Raw genomic sequence first — 17,206 nt, 5'->3', positions numbered from 1 at the left:
TTGAAATTTCGGTTCCCCTGACTTTTAATTCAGGGAAACCTTTTGGAGGGCGGATGACGCTGACGCGCAATGTCGGGCCAGTGCAACGGTGGCGCCGTGGGACTCTTCTCGGACCGGCATTCGTCGCCTCTATCGCCTACGTCGATCCGGGCAACGTGGCCTCCAACGTCAGTGCCGGGGCCCAGTTCGGTTATCTGCTGGTGTGGGTCATCGTGGTGGCCAATGTCATGGCCGCGCTGGTGCAGTACCTGTCCGCCAAACTCGGTCTGGTCACCGGCAGGTCGTTGCCCGAGGTGCTCCGCGAGCGCATGTCCCTACCGGCGCGCTTGGCGTACTGGGGACAGGCGGAACTGGTCGCCATGGCTACCGACCTGGCCGAGGTCATCGGCGGCGCCATCGCCCTGAACCTACTGTTCGATCTCCCGCTACTGACGGGAGCGTTGATCACCGGAGCGGTCTCGTTGCTCTTGCTGCTGGTGCAGGACACGCGTGGTCAGCGCGGTTTCGAACGGGTCATCACCGGTCTGTTGCTGGTCATCGCGATCGGGTTCGTCACCAGCCTTTTCGTTGCCCCGCCCCCCGCCCACGCCGTGGCCGCAGGACTCGTGCCGCGCTTCGACGGTGCCGAATCGGTGCTGCTCGCGGCGGCCATGCTCGGTGCGACCGTGATGCCGCATGCGGTGTACCTGCACTCGGGACTGGTCCGGGATCGTCACGGTCATCCCGAGCCCGGTCCGCGACGGGCCGTGCTGCTGCGGGTCACACGCTGGGATGTCGGACTGGCCATGGTGGTGGCGGGCACGGTGAATCTGGCCATGTTGCTCACGGCCGCGACAACGTTGCAGGGCCGGGAGGGGGTCGATTCGATCGAGGAGGCGCACACGGCGCTGGGCCTAGAACTCGGCTCGACGGTAGCGCTGCTGTTCGCGCTGGGCCTGTTGGCCTCCGGGTTCGCGTCGACCTCGGTGGGTGCCTACGCTGGGTCCTTGATCATGGACGGGCTGCTGCGCAGACGGATACCGCTGCTGGCGCGGCGCTTGATCACCCTGGTGCCGGCGTTGGTGGTGGTCGCGCTCGGGACGGATCCGACCCGGGCCCTGGTGCTCTCGCAGGTGGTGCTGTCGTTCGGTATTCCTTTTGCGTTGATCCCTCTGGTGCGTCTGACCAGCGATCGGGCGCTGATGGGCATCGACGTCAACCATCGGCTCACCACCATGGTGGCGTGGGTTATTGCTGCCACGATCACGGCGCTCAATTTGGTGTTGATCTATTTGACGGCGCGGCCTTGACTGCGTCCGTTCCGAAACATCGGATTGATGAGGATCAGGGCCGGGGCCGTTTCGGTGGGTATTTTCGCTGGTTATCGATGATGCGGATCTCGTCGTTGATCCGGGTGCGCAGCCGATGCAGGGCTACCAGCGACACTGCTATCCCGGCGAGTACACCGACAAGGAGCGTCCACGTCAGCGACACCTCGAGTCCGAGAAGGTGGACGCCGGCCACCGCGGCGCCGGCGCAGCCGGCGACCACCGCCAGACGGACTGCGGTGTAGAGGAACACCAGGCGGGACACCCGCATGGTCGACGACTGTTTCATGATCGCTCCTGAGCGCCCGACCCGGGACGGTGCCGGTCCGGGTCCTGGCAGTTTCGCCGGTCAGTTCATCGGTAAGGGTGCGGCGCCGTGGGCCGTAAGTAGTTGCTGCATCGTCGTCGATTCGGCTTGCTGGGTGTCGGCGATCTGTCGGGCCAGCGTCGTGACCACTTGTTCGGTGGCGTTGGCCGCGGCGTAGCGTGCCATCGGCAGGCCGCCTTGATGGTGCCGAAGCAGCAGTTGCAGGTACAGGGTGTCGAATGCGGGGCCGGTGGTGCGTCGTAGCGTGTCGAGTTCGGAGGTGGTGGCCATCCCGGGCATCCGTGGTCCTTGGATGGCCGATCCGGGCGGCATCGCCGCGTGCTCGGTCATACCTGCCGCCGTCCCGGCGCTGTCCTCGGTAGCGCGCATCCAGGTCATCGGTTCCCCGGCCGCCTGCAGCGGTCGGTCCCATACGGCCAACCAGCCCTGCATCGTGCCCCATTGGCCCTGCTGGGTGGTGAGCACGTCGTAGGCGAGGGTGCGGACCGCCGGGTCGGTCGCGTTGGTCAGCGCCATGGCCGACATTTCTACCGCCTGGCTGTGGTGCACCGACATGTCCTGGGCGAAGCCAACCTCGACCGAGTCCTGTGCAGGTGGCTCGGGATGACCGCCTCTCAGTCCCGAGGCACCGATACCCAGATAGAGACCGACGACGAGCGCGAACACACCCACGGCGAGCGTGCGGCCGAGCCTGGCCCATCCACCGGCAGCGGGAGCGGCGGGGGCAGTGAGGACGGGAGTGTCGTCGGACTCAGCCATTGCCGGGTCCGAGGTTCGAGCCTGTCGCCGGGGCGGCGGGGGCAGACTGCTGGCCCACGGTCATGGGGACGGCGTCCGGCCCCGGCGCGGACGCATCGAACGGCGGCGGAGCGCTCGGATCGAAACTGCCTGGAGTGGTGGAGCAGGTGGCACCTGCCTCGGGGTGGGTGTTGGGGTTTCGGCGCAAGGCAGTGATGAACTGGGCGAGTCGATCGTCTTCGGAGTCATCGAGCGCGAGGCGGTGGCCCCAGGACTGCACCGAGATCGGGGATGGCAAGCCCGGATAGGGCGACATCAGGGTGTAGGGCTGGCCGTCGACCTTCGCCTCCAATGTTGACACCTCGTCCCCGGTGACCTTCTGCGGGTCGTACGTAATCCACACCGCGCCGTGTTCGAGCGAATGCACCGCGTTCTCGCTGCGGATCGGTTCGGAATAAACCGTGCCGGTACAGGTGGCCCAGTACTGATCGTGTGGGCCCCCCATCGGGGGAGTCTGGTCGTAGGCCACCCGTTGCGGTGCCTGCACATGCGTTCCGGCCGGGTAGTCGATCTTCTCCACCCCGTCGATCACCGCAGACGGATCGGGGTTGTCCGCACTGGGCACGTACTTCTGGGCCTCGGTGCGTTCGGAGATCTTCGGGACGAGGTTGTACGCGATGGCCCCGATCAGGGCGATGATCACCACGGCAGCGCCGATCATCGGCCACGGCACCCGGTGCGAGTCGGCTAGGAGGAGCGGTCCCGGTCGCTTTCGGGGCGTCTGCGACTTCGGTTTGTCTGAGCTGTTCACCGCGTTTGCCTTCCTCGGCACCGATAGGCCGTCGCCCTACCGTAAATACTATAAATCATAGTTTTCCACGTGGGGGCCGTCGGAGGCTGCCATCGCCGAGCCGACGCGGCGGCTATGCCATCCGCGACAGGTCTGTCGGGGGTACACCCCGTTGCTGCAGCCACTGGGTCGGATCTACCTTCGTACCGGCCGGATCGGTGGTTTCGAAGTGCAGGTGCGGACCGGTGGACTGACCACGATTGCCGACGGTGGCGATCTGCTCACCGGCTTGCACACGCTGATCTACCTCAACCAGCGTTTCGTTGATGTGGCCATAGGTGCTGGTGGACCCGTCATCGTGCCGGACCTGGACCCACAGACCGAACCCGGAGGCCGGGCCGGAGTCGATCACGGTGCCCGAGGCGGCAGCATAGACCGGGGTGCCGATGCTGTTGGCGATGTCCAGACCGGCGTGGGACGAACCCCATCGCGGTCCGAACGCGGAGGTCAAGGTGCCCGAGACCGGAGCGACGGCGAGGGGCTGCAGTGTCGGTGTCGCCCAGGAGGCTGCGTTTGTCGGCACCGCTGAGCTCGACGGCAGGGCCGGAACAGTGGCGGCAGGGGACACTACCGCGGGAAAACCCGGAACCGCGGCGAGTTGGTCGAGCGCCGCCTCGACCTCCGGCAGAGCGGCCAGTGCTGCGAGTTCGGCTGGCAACGGGACCGGTGCAGGCGCGGCGGCATGCACACCACCCGAGGTCGGCTGGGCAGCCGCGGTGCCCGGAGCGAGAATCTGAGATCCCACGATCAGCAGTGCGCCGGTCGCGACCGACGATGCACATGCCCCGGTCGTGGCGCGGTTCGTCGGCGCCCGGTGCCGCCCCCGGCGTCCTTCGGATCCTGGCGCGGAACCCGGTTCTATATCGGTAAGGTAACGGATTTGGTTCCGGGTTGATGCATGGTGCCGTCCCACAATAACGCTCCTGACATGCTCTTTCGATGTAGATCCGCCGTTGCCGCGACGGGTAAGATAACGAAACGATATACTAAGAAGGCGCTAAAAACTACCTGTCTTAGTAATTGGGTGGGTGTGGGCCTTCTGGCGACCGATGAGCAGGATCCACATCACGGCCGCGGCGGCGAGCACCTCAGGGCCCGAACCGAGCCGGGTCGCCCAGGTCAGTCGGGTACCCAGGGGCAGCTCACCGACGAGGACGTCGGCGGTGAACATCGCACTGCGGTTGGTGACCGCGCCGTCGGGAGTGATCAGAGCGCTGACGCCGCTGGTAGCCGCGACCACCACGGACCGCCCGTGCTCTACCGCCCGTAGCCGAGACATGGCCAGCTGCTGGTAGGTCATCTCGGTGCGGCCGAAGGTCGCGTTGTTGGTGGGCACTACCAGCAACTGGGCGCCTGCCCGCACCGACTCGGCAACCGCATCGTCGAAGGCAACCTCGTAACAGGTCGCCACCCCCACCGGTACGCCGTTGAGCTCGACCCGGCCGGTACCGTCTCCGGGGATGAACCGGCCTGCCTGCGCGGCCGCCGGCCACAGGCGCTCGATCACCGGGCGCAGCGGCAGATATTCCCCGAATGGCACCAGGCGCCGCTTGAGGTGCCGGGCCCCGGGACCTGTCACCGGATCCCACACCAGCGCACTGTTACCGCTGGTGCCGTCCCCGTTGTCGAGCACGGCACCGACGAGGATGGGCACGCCGATGGCGGCAGCGGCCTCATCGAGCTCGGCGTGGGCATCGGCCTGACGCAGCGGATCGATGTCCGAGGAGTTCTCCGGCCACACCACCAGCTGCGGCCGGGGCGCGCGACCCGACGCCACGTCGACGGCAAGTCGTTCGGTCGCCGCGACGTGATTGTCGAGCACGGCCCGACGCTGGGCGTTGAAATCGAGCCCCATTCGCGGCACGTTGCCTTGCACGGCCGCGACCGTGACCGTCGATGCCGGGAAGCGGGCGGAGTCGCGCATCCCGACGAGCGGTGCCGCCGCAAATGCGACCGCTGCCAGCAGCATCGAACCCATCGCGACCGCAGGCCGCCGCTCGCGCGCAGCGATCACGGTTGTGACCACCGCGGTGCCGATCACCGCGACGGCGAAGCCCACACCGGCAGGCCCAGCAAGGGAAGCCAGCTGCAGAAGTGGCCCCTCGGCTTGCCCGAAGGCCAGCCGTCCCCACGGAAATCCTCCGAACGGAATCCGTGCGCGTATTGCTTCGGTGACCACCCAGGCGGCGGCAATCGATACCGGGGCCGCCGGGCGGCGGCTGAGCGCCGCGGCCAGGGCGCCGAATATCCCGACCGCGAGCGCCTCGATCGCTGCAAGCGCCAACCAGGGCACTGGTCCGACGTAGACACCGACCCAGGGCAGCAAGGGCAGAAAGAACCCCAACCCGGCCAGGTAGCCGTAGCCGAAGCCGGCGCGCCTGCGTCGGCCGTGCAGTACGGCGGTGAGCACGGCAATGGCGAGCGGGGCCAACCACCATCCCGTGCGGGGTGGGAAACTGGCATAGAGCATCAGCCCGGCCAGAATCGATGCCGCACTACGCACCGGCACCGACAACTCCGGTCCGCGGCGGCGCACCGAGGTAGGGAGCGCCACGGTGGTGGCCCCCTCACTCATCGACGAGTTCCCTCCTATTAGGCGGACGCGCAGACCCCTGTACACACAGGTACACATGCCCAGGGTGTGTCAGTTCAGTCCGGCATAGGAGTGCAGCCCCGAGACCACCATGTTGATGATGAACAGGTTGAACAGCATAGATACGAACCCGGCAATGTTGATCCAGGCCGCGCGGGTTTCCCGCCAGCCGGCGGTGGCCCGGGCGTGCAGGTAGGCGGCGTAGATCACCCATGCGATGAACGAGACGGTTTCTTTCGGGTCCCAGCCCCAGAACCGGCCCCAGGCGGCTTCGGCCCAGATCGCGCCGAGGACGACCCCGGCACCGAACAAGGGGAACGCGAAGATCGTCGTGCGGTAGGCGAGACGGTCGAGGGCGCGGGCGTCGGGGAGCCGTTGCATGAGTCGGGCCAGCCGGGTATCCGGGCGTTTTTCGGCGTTCAACGCCAGCAGAAACAGCGTGCTGGCCACCCCGGAGACGAGGAAAACTCCGCTCGAGACGGACACGACCGAGACGTGGATCGGCAGCCAGAAAGACTGTAGCGCCGGCACCACCGGGGCGGCATCGGCGTAGAGCACGGTGCCAGCGACGAACAGCAGGATCAGCACCGGGATCAGCGCGAATGCCCACAGCACGCGCAGCGCCGGGCGGCGCAGCACGATCAGCCCGGCAAGTACGCCCACCGCGCAGGTGACGGTGACGAACTCGTACATGTTGCCCCAGGGGAAACGCGCGGTGGCCAGCCCGCGCAGCACCATCGAACCAACGTGCAAGATCAGGGCGATCACGAGGACGCTGACGCCCATGCGGCCGAGCCGGTCCGAAAGGTCCCGCCGGGGTGGCTCGGCGACCCGGCCCGGCCTGTCGGCGGGGACCGCAGAGGTGGTAGAAGTGGCAGAGGTGGTGGCGGCCGCGAGGATGGGTGCGGTACGGCGCACCCGCACGGCCGCGAATTCGGCGATGAACAGCACCAGCGCCAGTAAGTAGATGGCGAAGGCTGTTTCGAAGCTCAGGTCGGAGTAGCGGGCGAGGGTGTCGTCAATCGGCATACGCTATCGGTCTTCCTTCGGAGCAGAGGGCACATCGGGTAGCAGGCGCTGACAGATGTCGGTGAACTCCGAACCCCACCCGGCCTGGTCGGTACGGGCCAATCCCCCCAGTTCGAGGGCGGTGCCGGCGCCGTCAGGGCGCAACCGCACCCAGATCCGGCGGCGCTTGATCACCAGCGAGGCCAGAAGTCCGCCCATCATGGTGATTGCGAAGACCAGCACCCAGTTCTGCGCGGGATCATGAGAGACCTGCAGGTAGGCGAATTCCTCGGCGCCGTCGAACCGTACCGCGGTACCGTCGGCCAGGGTCGTGGACTCGCCGGGCTTCAGGTTGACGCGGTCCTGTTTGACCAACCGGCCCTGATTGATCATTTCGGAGTTCAGCTTGAAGATCGACTGCGGAATGCCGGTATCCAGGCCGGTATCGCCCTTGTAGATGTCGATGGCCACGGCCGGATCCAACATGTCGGGGAACACCGAGGTCAGCAAGGTGCCGTCGAACGCTGCGGTGGGCGCGAACAGCCCTTCGAGCGCGATCTGGTTGCGGCGGCGCTCGTCCGGATCCGGGTAGGTGCCGCCGGGCGGATCGAAACGCAGGGCGCCGCTGCTGAGGAACGTGGTGGCGTCCTCGGGGGCGAACTGCAATGTTTCGGTGCGCGATTGTCCGTCGGGGAAGGTCACGGTGAACCGGGGCGCGTAGCCGTGGCCGGTGAGGTAGACCCGTTCGTTGCCCAGGCGCAGCGGTTCGTTGACCCGCAGTCGGTGCTGCTGCCAGCGGTCGGTGCCCAAGTCCTCTCCGTTTTGGTAGGAGATGTTCGAGGTGAACATCTTCGCTTGGCCGTTGTCGAGGTAGTCGGCGGAAAAGTCCTCGACCCTGACGCAGAAGGGCTCGAGTCCGGTGCCGTCGGTGGCGGTACCGGCTCGGAACGAGTCGTACACCGCCGGGGAGGTGTTGCAGAACCCGGGACCGCCGTCGGCGATGACGATCACCGCGCCCTCGTACCCGAACAACCGGCCGGTGGCCACCGCCACCAACAACCCCACCAGGGAGAAGTGGAAGACCAGGTTGCCGGCCTCGCGCAGGTAGCCCTTTTCGGCGGAGATCGACCGGTGCCCGTCGTCGCCGGTGCGGGTGACCGTTCGCCACCGGCGCAGCACGGTCTGTACCTGCTCGAGAGTGTCGTCGATGGGAGTGTCGAGTTTTCCCTGGTGGTGGTGCGGCAGCCGGGACAGATTGCGCGGTACCGCGACCGGCTCACTGCGCAGCGCCCGCAGATGCTCGCGCAGGCGCGGGAGCAGACATCCGATGAGCGAGATCATCAGCAGCGCGTAAATGGCGGTGAACCAGAAGCTGGCGAACACGTCGAACATTTCGAGTCGGTCCAGGAGCGGGCCGAGAACCGGGCGGGCGGCGATGTACTCGTCGACCTTGCCGACGTTGAGGTTGCGTTGCGGGAGCAGCGCCCCGGGGATCGCGGCGACCGCGAGCAGGAACAGCAGCACCAGGGCGGTGCGCATCGAGGTGAGCTGACGCCACAGGTTCCGGGCCTGGGCGAGGGCGCGGCGCCACGGAGGAGGACTCGGTAGCGGTGGTGCCGGATTCCGGTCGGTGAGGGTCATATCGGTAGCACCACGCTGGTGACGAACTCATCCCGGATCCACGCGATGAACAACTCCCATGCCCCGGTCAGCAGAGCGATGCCGACCGCGAGGAGCATCACGCCGCCGACGATTTGAATGGTGCGAGAGTGGCGGCGCAGCCATCCGACACCGCGCAGGGCCGAGGACGAACCGAACGCCAAGGCGATGAACGGCAGTCCCAGTCCCAGGCAGTACGCGACGATCAACAGCACTCCGCGGGCGGCGGTGGTGCCTTCGGTGCCGGCCGCCACAGACAGCACCCCGGCCAACGTCGGGCCCAGGCACGGTGTCCACCCCAGCGCGAAGACCCCACCGAGCAGCGGGGCGCCGGCGAGTGAGGAGATGCGCCGGGGCGCAAAACGGGTGTCCTTCTGCAATGCCGGAATCAGGCCGATGAAGGCCAGGCCCATCACGATGGTGATCACCCCGCCGAGGCGTTGGAGCAGTTCCTGGTTGATCCGCAGTGCCCCGATCACCCCGAATACCGAGGCGGTGGCCAGCACGAACACCACGGTGAAACCGGCGACGAACAGGCCGGCGGCGCCGGTGACCCGCCACCGGCCCGTGGTGTGTACCCCGGCGGTGCCTACACCGGCAGGGGTCAGGGCCGGTGCTTCGGCGCCGGAGACGCCGGCCAGATACGACAGGTAGCCGGGCACCAAGGGCACCACGCACGGAGAGGCGAACGAGATCAACCCGGCCAACAGACAGGCGCCCACCGCCAACAGCAGCGGCCCGGACGCGGCCGCGGTCTGGAAACTCGCCCCGATTCCCTGCGCGAGCACAGTCACGGTCACTGTTCGGCCGCCACGCGTTCGATGACCGGTTGCAGGTCCTCGGTCAGCAGGGCCCGCAGGAACACCGCCGCGACGCGATGCTGCCGGTCGAGGACGAGCGTGGACGGGATGACGCTGGTGGGAAAGGCGCCACCGAGGGCGGTCAAGGTCGCCATCGGCGGGTCGTAGATCGATGGGTAGGACACATTGTTGTCGATCACGAAGTCCTGGGCCTTGTCGCGCTGGGGATCGCGGACGTTGATACCGAGAAACTGCACTCCCAGATCCTGGGTGGCTGCGTAGGCGCGCTCGAGATCGTCGGCTTCGCTGCGGCACGGGGCGCACCACTGTCCCCACAGGTTGAGCACGACCACCTGGTCGGCGTAATCGGCCAGGTCGACGGTGACGCCGTCGGTCATCAGGTCCGGGCCGGAGAGCGCGCCGAGGGTGCCGCGGTCGGCCGGCGGATCGTAGAAAATGTCGGTCTGTCCACCGGGGGCGACGAAATCGAAGGTGCCACCCTGGGCGACGGCGTCGGAGCCGGTGCCGCAGCCGCTCACCCCCACCAGCACCACCACGGCCAGGACCACTCGGCCCAGCAGTCGAGACGGCCGGCCGCCTGTCGGCTTTACGCCGGTCATCGCAGCAGCCCGTTCACCGCGGCACGGACCTGGTCCGGGCCTGTGAACACCGCGGGCTCGGCGATCCGGTCCACCGAACCGTCGCGCTGCAGAAGGAAGGTCAGCGGCAACACGGGTGGGCCGGCCAGTGCCTGCTGTGCCCGGTCGTCGGTGTCGACGAACGAGGGGTAGCCGATGCGCAGGTCGGTCATCAGCGTCGCGGCGGAGCCCGCGGTGTCCTGCACGTTGATCCCGATCACCCGCACCGCGCCGGGCTCGCGGGCGTAGGCATCGAGCACGGGCATTTCTTCCCGGCACGGTCCGCACCACGAGGCCCACACGTTGAGCAGGGCCGGTTCCCCGGCCAGGGCGCCGCCGAGATCGACGGGGCGGTCCGAACCCAGGCACCGCACCGTCACCTCCGCCAGGGGACCTGCAGCCCCGATGCCCGTGCCGGTCGGGCAGGGCGGGGTCGCGCCCGGGTCGGGCAGAGCGTTGCGTGCCGGGGCGGGGCGGGCGGATACCGCGGTCGGCTGTAGCCCGGAATCGGCTGGGGTCACGGTGTCGTCCTCCCGTTGGGGCCACAGCGCCACCACGAACGCGACGATCACGAATAGACACGTGATCGACCATGCAGCTCTGGTAGACATGTGGCCCCTCTCCGTTGTCGTCCGACCGAAATACTACGCGAGATAGTATTTCGATCGGACGACCGGTCGGGATCAGCAGCACATCATCGACGCACACATCTGGCATGCGCCGCTGAGCATCATCACGTGGCAGTCCCACAGCGCCTGCAAATTCGCAATCATTTCCTGCATGTTTCACCTCCTCCTCGATCGCGATGCGCCACTTTCACGCATCTACTATCTCCGTACGTAGATAGTAGATGTAGACGGGAACGCTGGTCCTGGACTCGTCCAGCAAGGAAGCGTTCACGCCGAAAACGACCGGTTCACCTCCGCTGCGGCGCCCGTGGCGGGTTCACCACCTCGAGGCGGTGGAGGACTACCTTGCGAGCCTCTACCGCCGGAGCGGTCGCCGCGAAGAAACCTCGACCACGGCGCGGGCAGCCCGTCTGGGCTGGAGGCTGTCAGCAGTGTCAACCATGCACCGACGCCAGGGGCCGCCGATCTGATCCTCCGCCCCACGGCGCACCGAGCGGAGTTGACCGGCCACGGCCGACAACACGCGAGAAACGTGGTGCGGCGGAACTGCCCGGTGAAGACCTTCAGGGCACCGGAGTTGTCCCTGCCGCGGATCGAACTCCCGGGAGAGGCCGACCGGCTCGAGCATGTCGTCGGCATACTGTTCGAGGTCCGACTCGTCCGAGTCCTGGGATATCCGCGGTCGAACCCGTTCGGCAGTCCCATCCCGCTCCCGACCGAAGACCGCGCCGAGTCGTGACCCGATCTTCTGACCGCCGTCCTGCCCTGTCGACGATTCACCGTTCGGCGCATCGCCGATCACGACTCGGTGGCGCTCGGACTGCTGACCGGAGTCCACATCGGCCTGCACACCGTCCTGACCGACGTGGTGCTCGATCCGGTCACCGACCTGGTGCACTTCGACACCGCCGGCCACCGGCACATCCATCCGCTCGGTTGCGCTCAGCAGGTGCACGGTCGATCCGGGTGATCGGAAGAGTCAACGGCGGTGACCGGCCGCGGACGCATCCGGCCCGCCTTACCCTGGGAGAACGGCAGACACGAAAGCGGAGGCAACGGTGCGGGTGAAGGGGTTCGGTGAACTCGAGGCCGTGGTGATGGACCGGATCTGGGAGCGCGAGGGCACCACCACGGTCCGGCAGATCTTCGACGCTCTCGCCGCGCACCGCGACATCGCCTACACCACGGTGATGTCGACGATGGACAACCTGTACCGCAAAGGGTGGCTGGCACGGGTCCGCACCGGCAAGGCATTCACCTACTGGCCGACACTGAGCCGGGAACAACACACGGCTCGGCTGATGCGCGAAGTGTTCGACGCGGGTGGACAGACCGATCTGGTCTTGACCCACTTCGTCGAGCAGATGAGCGCGGAGGAATCGGCGAGCCTGCGCCAAGCACTGCGTCGACTGTCCGGCGGCGAGGACACCGCGTGATCCCCGTCCTTTGCCTGCTGCTCTACGCAGCCGCCGTCGCGGTGTTCGGTCCCGTGGTCCTGGCACGGCTGACCGCCGCCGGGATCGCCCCGCGCCTGGGCGTGGCCGCCTGGCTGAGCGCAATCACAGGTGTGTCCGTCGCCGCAACCGCTGCCGTGGCGATTGCCCTCGTCGACGTGCTCGGCAGAGGTGGTGACGCCGCTCGATGGATCGTCGACTGTGTCGGCGCGCTCTCGACAAGCGTCGGCGAGCACTCCGGCGCAGACATGCGTCTGCTGTCGGGAATCGTATTGTCCGGGGGAGCGGCCGTGGGGGTCGTCAGGGCGTGGCGGATCTGCCGGGGTGTGCAGCGCCGCCGAGCCCGCACCCATGAGCACGCCCACCTGGCCCGGATGGTCGGACGTCGCATCCCCGATCTCGACGCAGTGGTGATCGACTCCGAGGAACGAGTGGCGTACTGCATAGCCGGACGCGAAAGATCGGTGGTGATCACCCGTGGCGCGTTGGCGGTGCTCGATCCCCGGCAGCTCGCCGCCGTCCTCGCGCACGAGCGAGCCCACCTCGGCGGCCGCCTACTCGCTGGTGCTCGATGTCGTCCACAGTGTGGCAGCGGCACTGCCCGGGGTTTCCCTGTTCCGGGTCGGCGCCACCGAGATCGGGCGTCTGTTCGAGATGTGCGCCGACGACGTGTCGGTCCGCGGACAGGGAAGGCGGGCCCTCCTCGGCGGTTTGCTCGCCTTGGGTGGGCATCCGGCCCCGGAAGGTACCCTCGGCGGCGGCGGTGGGCTCACCGCCCGCGCCGCGCGGCTGGTCAGCCCGCCTCCGCCGCTCGTTCGTCTCGGCGTCACCGTCCTGCTCGGGGCCGTCATCGTCACTGTCCTTGCGGGGCCGTTGATGTGCACCTTGATGGATTGAGGCGTTGGGCGGCACCCGAGGTCCCGGGGGCCGGCGTGGCCGAGGGCGATCCCACCAGGGCGGCGACTCTGTCATCGTCGAAACCCGATATAATCCCCTTCAATCGATTATAGGTGTGCGCCGAAGCATTGCTGCCTTCCCGGATCGCTCGTAAGCGGACGGGTTCGGGCGCCGGGTCGAAAGGTGCTCATGAATCTGCTCGCGTCCGTCCTGCAGGCGGTCGGCCTGTTTCTCGTGACCAATATCGACGACATCATCGTGCTGTCGCTGTTCTTCGCTCGAGGAGCCGGGGTTGGGGGCACCACCACAGCGATTTTGGTGGGACAGTATCTGGGATTCGGCGCCATCCTCGCCGCCTCCGTTCTGGTCGCAGTGGGGGCGACGACCTTCTTGCCGGAGGAGGCGATCGCCTACTTCGGTCTGATCCCTCTGCTTCTGGGTGCGTACGCCGCATGGCGGGCATGGCGGGGGCGAGGGGAGGACGACGAACAGAAAACCGCCGGTAAGAAGGTCGCGGTAGGGACGGTCGCCGCGGTTACGTTCGCCAATGGAGGCGACAACATCGGGGTCTACGTCCCGGTGTTCGTCACTGTCGGAGCCCCCGCGGTGGTGGCCTACTCGATCGTCTTTTTGGCCTTGGTTGCAGTTCTGGTCATCGCGGCGCGCTACCTCGCCACCCGCAAGCCGATCGCCGAGGTTCTCGAGCGCTGGGAACACGTGCTGTTTCCGATCGTGTTGATCGGTCTCGGCGTGTTCATTCTCGCCGAGGGTGATGCATTCGGGCTGTGAGGATGCCCGCCGGTGACCCGACCTATTCATATCGTTGAGTGCCGGTTATTATCGTCATATGACGATCAATGATGTGGGTTGCCACGCCCGCGAATCCGTGGATTCGGCAGTGGCGTTGTTCCACAGCCTCTCCGACGGCACCCGCCTAGCCATCGTGCGCCGGCTCGCCGGCGGTGAAGCCCGCGTGGCGGATCTGGTCGGCGCGCTCGACTTGGCGCAGTCGACGATTTCCGCGCATGTGGCGTGCCTGCGGGACTGCGGTCTGGTGCAGGGCCGACCCGAGGGCCGGCAGGTGTTCTACTCGCTGACCCGACCGGAACTGCTCGATCTGCTCGCCGCGGCCGAAACCCTCTTGGCCGCGACGGGCAACGCCGTCGCGCTGTGCCCGAACTACAGCACCGACACCGGGGAGAAGTCGTGAGTGACGCGTGCGGTTGCGGCCACGACGAACCCCGCGTCGAGGGTGAGGAAGAGCACGAGCCCGACAAGTGGTGGCAGGTCACCGAGATTCGGGCGGCCGCCGTCGCCGGGCTGCTGCTGGTTGCCGCCCTGGTCGTGGGGTGGACCGACGGCCCCCACCCGGTGAAGCTGACCCTCGAAGCCCTGGCGCTGATCGTCGCCGGCTACACCTTCGTCCCCTCCACGCTCACACGCCTGGCCCGCGGCAAGATCGGGGTCGGCACTCTGATGACGATCGCCGCCGTCGGCGCCGTGCTGCTCGGCGAGGTCGGCGAGGCCGCGATGCTCGCCTTTCTGTTCGCCATCAGCGAGGGCCTCGAAGAATATGCGGTCACCCGCACCCGCCGCGGCCTACGCGCCCTGCTGAATCTGGTGCCGGACACCGCCACCGTCCTGCGTGGCGGTCGTGAACAGACCGTCGCCCCCGCAGAGTTGGTGCTCGGGGAGATCATGATCGTCAAACCCGGGGAGCGGCTCGCCACCGACGGCACCATCCGCACCGGCCGCACCGCCCTGGACACCTCCGCGATCACCGGCGAATCCGTCCCGGTCGAGGCCGCACCGGGCTCCGAGGTGTTCGCCGGCTCGATCAACGGCACCGGCGTTCTCGAGGTCGAGGTCACCGCCGGTGCGCAAGACAACTCGCTGGCCAAGATCGTGCGGATCGTCGAGGCCGAGCAGTCCCGCAAGGGCGAGGCCCAGCGTCTGGCCGACAAGATCGCCAAGCCCCTGGTTCCGGGAGTGATGGTTGCCGCGGCGCTGATCGCCGCGATCGGCAGCGTGTTCGGCGATCCGCTGGTGTGGATCGAACGCGCCCTGGTGGTGCTGGTCGCCGCGTCCCCGTGCGCGCTGGCCATCGCGATCCCGGTCACGGTGGTCGCCGCGATCGGCGCCGCTTCCAAGCTCGGTGTCTTGGTCAAGGGCGGTGCCGCCCTCGAAGCGTTGGGCCGGATCCGCACCGTCGCGCTGGACAAGACCGGCACCCTGACCCGCAACCGCCCCGAGGTCATCGACGTCGCCACCACCGGCGGCGCCACCCGCGGCGACGTCCTGAACGTCGCCGCCGCCCTCGAGGCCCGCAGCGAACACCCCCTCGCCGCAGCGATCCTCGCCGCCGTCGACGACTACACCCCGGCCGAGAACGTCGATGCGGTCCCCGGGGCCGGACTGATCGGACACGTCGGCGGCATCCCCGCCCGGCTCGGCCGGCCCGGCTGGATCGATCCTGGCCCCCTGGCCGCGAATATCGAGTGGATGCAGCACGCCGGAGCCACCGCGGTGCTCATCGAACGCGACGGCGCCCTGATCGGCGCGGTCGCGGTGCGCGACGAACTGCGCCCCGAAGCCCGCGACGTCGTCGCTGGGCTGCGCCGCGACGGCTACACCGTGGCGATGCTCACCGGCGACAACGAGCGCACCGCACGAGCGTTGGCCGCCGCCGTCGGCATCGACGAGGTCCACGCCGATCTGCGTCCGGAGGACAAGGCCCGCATCATCGACACTCTCCGCGGTACGCGGCCGACGGCGATGGTCGGCGACGGCGTCAACGACGCCCCGGCCCTGGCCACCGCCGACCTCGGGATCGCGATGGGCGCGATGGGCACCGACGTCGCCATCGAAACCGCCGATGTCGCCCTGATGGGTGAGGACTTGCGGCACCTACCCCAAGCCCTGCAGCACGCCCGACGCTCCCGGACGATCATGTTGCAGAACGTCGGCCTCTCGCTCGCGATCATCACCGTCCTGATGCCCCTGGCCCTGTTCGGGATACTCGGGCTGGCCGCCGTCGTCCTGGTCCACGAGATCGCCGAGATCATTGTGATCGCCAACGGGGTGCGCGCCGGACGCGCCCGGAGCCTGACCGCGACAACAGAATCGACAAAGTCATCCGTGCCGGTCGCCGGAGCTCGGTCATGACAGATAAGGACAACTCCGTGTCGTCCGTAGTGCCCGTGGGCAGGCGGCGTTGTGGCCGAGGTATTCTCGTCGTGCTGGTGGGTGCCCTGGCTGCGGTCGCGTTGGCCCTCGATCCGGTGGCGCGCGACGCGCTGTCCGGTGGGCGGGCAATCGATTTCGGGTTGTTGCAACTACGGTTGGCCTACAACACCGGGGTCGCGTTCAGTCTCGGTGACCAGCTCCCCCCTACCGTCGTTCTTGCCGTCACCGCTGCCCTCACCGTGACGATCGGCGTGTTCGCCTGGCGCACTGCACTCGACAGTCCACTGATCCAGACCATCGGCCTGGCCGCGATCGTCGCCGGCGCCACCGCCAACGTCGTCGACCGCTTCCTTGACGGCAAAGTCACCGATTATTTCCACACCGGGTGGTGGCCCACCTTCAACCTCGCCGACACCTACATCACCTGCGGTGTTGTCCTCGTCGTCGGCGCCCTGCTTCTCGCAACCTCCAACAGGGACCACATCTCATGAGTCGAATGCCCGAACAGCTGCGCACCCTCTACACCGCGGAGATGACCGCCGCTCGACATAGCAGCGACGATGTCAGGCGCTGGCGCCACCTCGAACGCGCCCACATCTTGTCCCAGCCCTACCCGTGGCCGCACACCCGCAACCACCTCGCCATGTTCACCTTGGCGCTGCGCCAGCGTGATCGCCGCGAGGCTGTGGGCCAGGTCGTGCGGATTCTGCTCGCCGCTCCCGGCTCGGCGCTGGGCCGCTACCCTCAAGGCAACACCGGGCGTACTTCGGCGGGGCTGATGACCCCGATGCAGGTCCCGGAGGATCTGGTTTCGATGCTCACTCGACCCACCTGACACCGCGCCTCTCGCTGCGATTGAGTCAGACGGAACAACAAGTCCGGTAGTGCACCGTCTTCCTCATCTACTACTTGCTGTCCGAGTTCGAAAGGGGCCAGTCAGGGGCCACCCGCACGTTGTGCTGCGCAGACACGGATTATGTTGAGGGCCGGGCAATCATGTGGCGGCCAGAATCGCAGGACTCGACTTGCCCTCATACCGTCGAACCGAGGTGAACGAGTCCTGCGACCTGACTCTCCCTTCCCTCAGAAGGGAAGAAAACCTTCCGTCTCATTCTACAG

At 67.5% G+C, this 17,206-nt stretch carries 20 protein-coding genes; 10 read left to right on the top strand and 10 right to left on the bottom strand.

Annotation, left to right across the window (positions count from 1 at the left end; all coding sequences use genetic code 11):
* Positions 1 to 53 precede the first annotated feature (53 nt).
* Complete coding sequence (locus RBB84_RS11920) at positions 54 to 1,289, top strand: Nramp family divalent metal transporter (RefSeq protein ID WP_006553276.1); 1,236 nt, start codon at positions 54 to 56, stop codon at positions 1,287 to 1,289.
* Between the two features lie 34 nt (positions 1,290 to 1,323).
* On the opposite strand, the gene RBB84_RS11915 is transcribed toward RBB84_RS11920, so the two are convergent.
* The 10 genes from RBB84_RS11915 to RBB84_RS11870 form a co-directional block, all read right to left on the bottom strand.
* The gene (locus tag RBB84_RS11915) at positions 1,324 to 1,596 is read right to left on the bottom strand and encodes a DUF4229 domain-containing protein (RefSeq protein ID WP_006553277.1); all 273 of its coding nucleotides are present in this window, start codon (positions 1,594 to 1,596) and stop codon (positions 1,324 to 1,326) included.
* 60 nt (positions 1,597 to 1,656) lie between these two features.
* Positions 1,657 to 2,394, bottom strand: coding sequence for a DUF305 domain-containing protein (locus tag RBB84_RS11910; RefSeq protein WP_033098562.1), 738 nt, complete (start codon positions 2,392 to 2,394; stop codon positions 1,657 to 1,659).
* Entirely contained in the window at positions 2,387 to 3,094 is a 708-nt protein-coding gene (locus tag RBB84_RS11905; RefSeq protein WP_033098563.1) for a DUF3105 domain-containing protein, read from the bottom strand. The genes RBB84_RS11910 and RBB84_RS11905 overlap by 8 nt, the downstream gene beginning before the upstream one ends.
* A 202-nt stretch (positions 3,095 to 3,296) precedes the next feature.
* Positions 3,297 to 4,136 carry a M23 family metallopeptidase gene (locus RBB84_RS11900; protein ID WP_033098564.1) on the bottom strand — a complete coding sequence of 280 codons (840 nt, stop codon included), beginning with the start codon at positions 4,134 to 4,136 and terminating at the stop codon, positions 3,297 to 3,299.
* Between the two features lie 84 nt (positions 4,137 to 4,220).
* Positions 4,221 to 5,693, bottom strand: coding sequence for an apolipoprotein N-acyltransferase (gene lnt / locus RBB84_RS11895; protein WP_226950135.1), 1,473 nt, complete (start codon positions 5,691 to 5,693; stop codon positions 4,221 to 4,223).
* A 174-nt stretch (positions 5,694 to 5,867) separates the two neighbouring features.
* Positions 5,868 to 6,845, bottom strand: coding sequence for a c-type cytochrome biogenesis protein CcsB (ccsB, locus tag RBB84_RS11890; protein WP_006554179.1), 978 nt, complete (start codon positions 6,843 to 6,845; stop codon positions 5,868 to 5,870).
* A 3-nt stretch (positions 6,846 to 6,848) separates the two neighbouring features.
* On the bottom strand, positions 6,849 to 8,465 hold the full coding sequence (locus RBB84_RS11885; protein WP_006554180.1) for a cytochrome c biogenesis protein ResB: 1,617 nt from the start codon (positions 8,463 to 8,465) through the stop codon (positions 6,849 to 6,851).
* Positions 8,462 to 9,277 carry a cytochrome c biogenesis CcdA family protein gene (locus RBB84_RS11880; RefSeq protein WP_033098587.1) on the bottom strand — a complete coding sequence of 272 codons (816 nt, stop codon included), beginning with the start codon at positions 9,275 to 9,277 and terminating at the stop codon, positions 8,462 to 8,464. Before RBB84_RS11880 ends, RBB84_RS11885 begins: the two co-directional genes overlap by 4 nt.
* A gap of 2 nt (positions 9,278 to 9,279) precedes the next feature.
* Positions 9,280 to 9,903 (bottom strand): TlpA disulfide reductase family protein, encoded by a 624-nt coding sequence (locus RBB84_RS11875; RefSeq protein WP_051121670.1) that lies wholly within the window; start codon positions 9,901 to 9,903, stop codon positions 9,280 to 9,282.
* A complete protein-coding gene (locus RBB84_RS11870; protein WP_006554183.1) occupies positions 9,900 to 10,532 on the bottom strand; it encodes a TlpA disulfide reductase family protein in 633 nt (210 codons plus the stop codon). The genes RBB84_RS11875 and RBB84_RS11870 overlap by 4 nt, the downstream gene beginning before the upstream one ends.
* Before the next feature lie 571 nt (positions 10,533 to 11,103).
* Between RBB84_RS11870 and RBB84_RS11865 the strand changes: the two genes are divergently transcribed.
* The 9 genes from RBB84_RS11865 (at position 11,104) to RBB84_RS11825 (ending at position 16,922) form a co-directional block, all read left to right on the top strand.
* Complete coding sequence (locus tag RBB84_RS11865; RefSeq protein WP_231912143.1) at positions 11,104 to 11,289, top strand: iron dependent repressor, metal binding and dimerization domain protein; 186 nt, start codon at positions 11,104 to 11,106, stop codon at positions 11,287 to 11,289.
* Between the two features lie 69 nt (positions 11,290 to 11,358).
* A complete protein-coding gene (locus RBB84_RS11860) occupies positions 11,359 to 11,520 on the top strand; it encodes a hypothetical protein (RefSeq protein WP_153811628.1) in 162 nt (53 codons plus the stop codon).
* 88 nt (positions 11,521 to 11,608) lie between these two features.
* A complete protein-coding gene (locus RBB84_RS11855; RefSeq protein ID WP_033098566.1) occupies positions 11,609 to 11,986 on the top strand; it encodes a BlaI/MecI/CopY family transcriptional regulator in 378 nt (125 codons plus the stop codon).
* Between the two features lie 266 nt (positions 11,987 to 12,252).
* Positions 12,253 to 13,014 carry a M48 family metalloprotease gene (locus tag RBB84_RS11850; RefSeq protein WP_350247658.1) on the top strand — a complete coding sequence of 254 codons (762 nt, stop codon included), beginning with the start codon at positions 12,253 to 12,255 and terminating at the stop codon, positions 13,012 to 13,014.
* Positions 13,015 to 13,090: 76 nt separating this feature from the next.
* Positions 13,091 to 13,690, top strand: coding sequence for a cadmium resistance transporter (locus RBB84_RS11845; RefSeq protein ID WP_039586125.1), 600 nt, complete (start codon positions 13,091 to 13,093; stop codon positions 13,688 to 13,690).
* 58 nt (positions 13,691 to 13,748) lie between these two features.
* Positions 13,749 to 14,111 carry a metalloregulator ArsR/SmtB family transcription factor gene (locus tag RBB84_RS11840; protein ID WP_081263498.1) on the top strand — a complete coding sequence of 121 codons (363 nt, stop codon included), beginning with the start codon at positions 13,749 to 13,751 and terminating at the stop codon, positions 14,109 to 14,111.
* Positions 14,108 to 16,066, top strand: a complete 1,959-nt coding sequence (locus RBB84_RS11835; RefSeq protein ID WP_350247502.1) for a cation-translocating P-type ATPase — start codon at positions 14,108 to 14,110, stop codon at positions 16,064 to 16,066. The genes RBB84_RS11840 and RBB84_RS11835 overlap by 4 nt, the downstream gene beginning before the upstream one ends.
* Positions 16,063 to 16,578 carry a signal peptidase II gene (gene lspA, locus RBB84_RS11830; RefSeq protein WP_051121673.1) on the top strand — a complete coding sequence of 172 codons (516 nt, stop codon included), beginning with the start codon at positions 16,063 to 16,065 and terminating at the stop codon, positions 16,576 to 16,578. The genes RBB84_RS11835 and lspA overlap by 4 nt, the downstream gene beginning before the upstream one ends.
* The gene (locus RBB84_RS11825; RefSeq protein ID WP_033098568.1) at positions 16,575 to 16,922 is read left to right on the top strand and encodes a DUF3703 domain-containing protein; all 348 of its coding nucleotides are present in this window, start codon (positions 16,575 to 16,577) and stop codon (positions 16,920 to 16,922) included. Before lspA ends, RBB84_RS11825 begins: the two co-directional genes overlap by 4 nt.
* Positions 16,923 to 17,206 lie beyond the last annotated feature (284 nt).

The organism is Rhodococcus sp. D-6 (genome assembly GCF_040256695.1).
Taxonomy (GTDB): domain Bacteria; phylum Actinomycetota; class Actinomycetes; order Mycobacteriales; family Mycobacteriaceae; genus Rhodococcus; species Rhodococcus pyridinivorans.
This window is presented reverse-complemented; position numbering and strand designations above follow the sequence as displayed.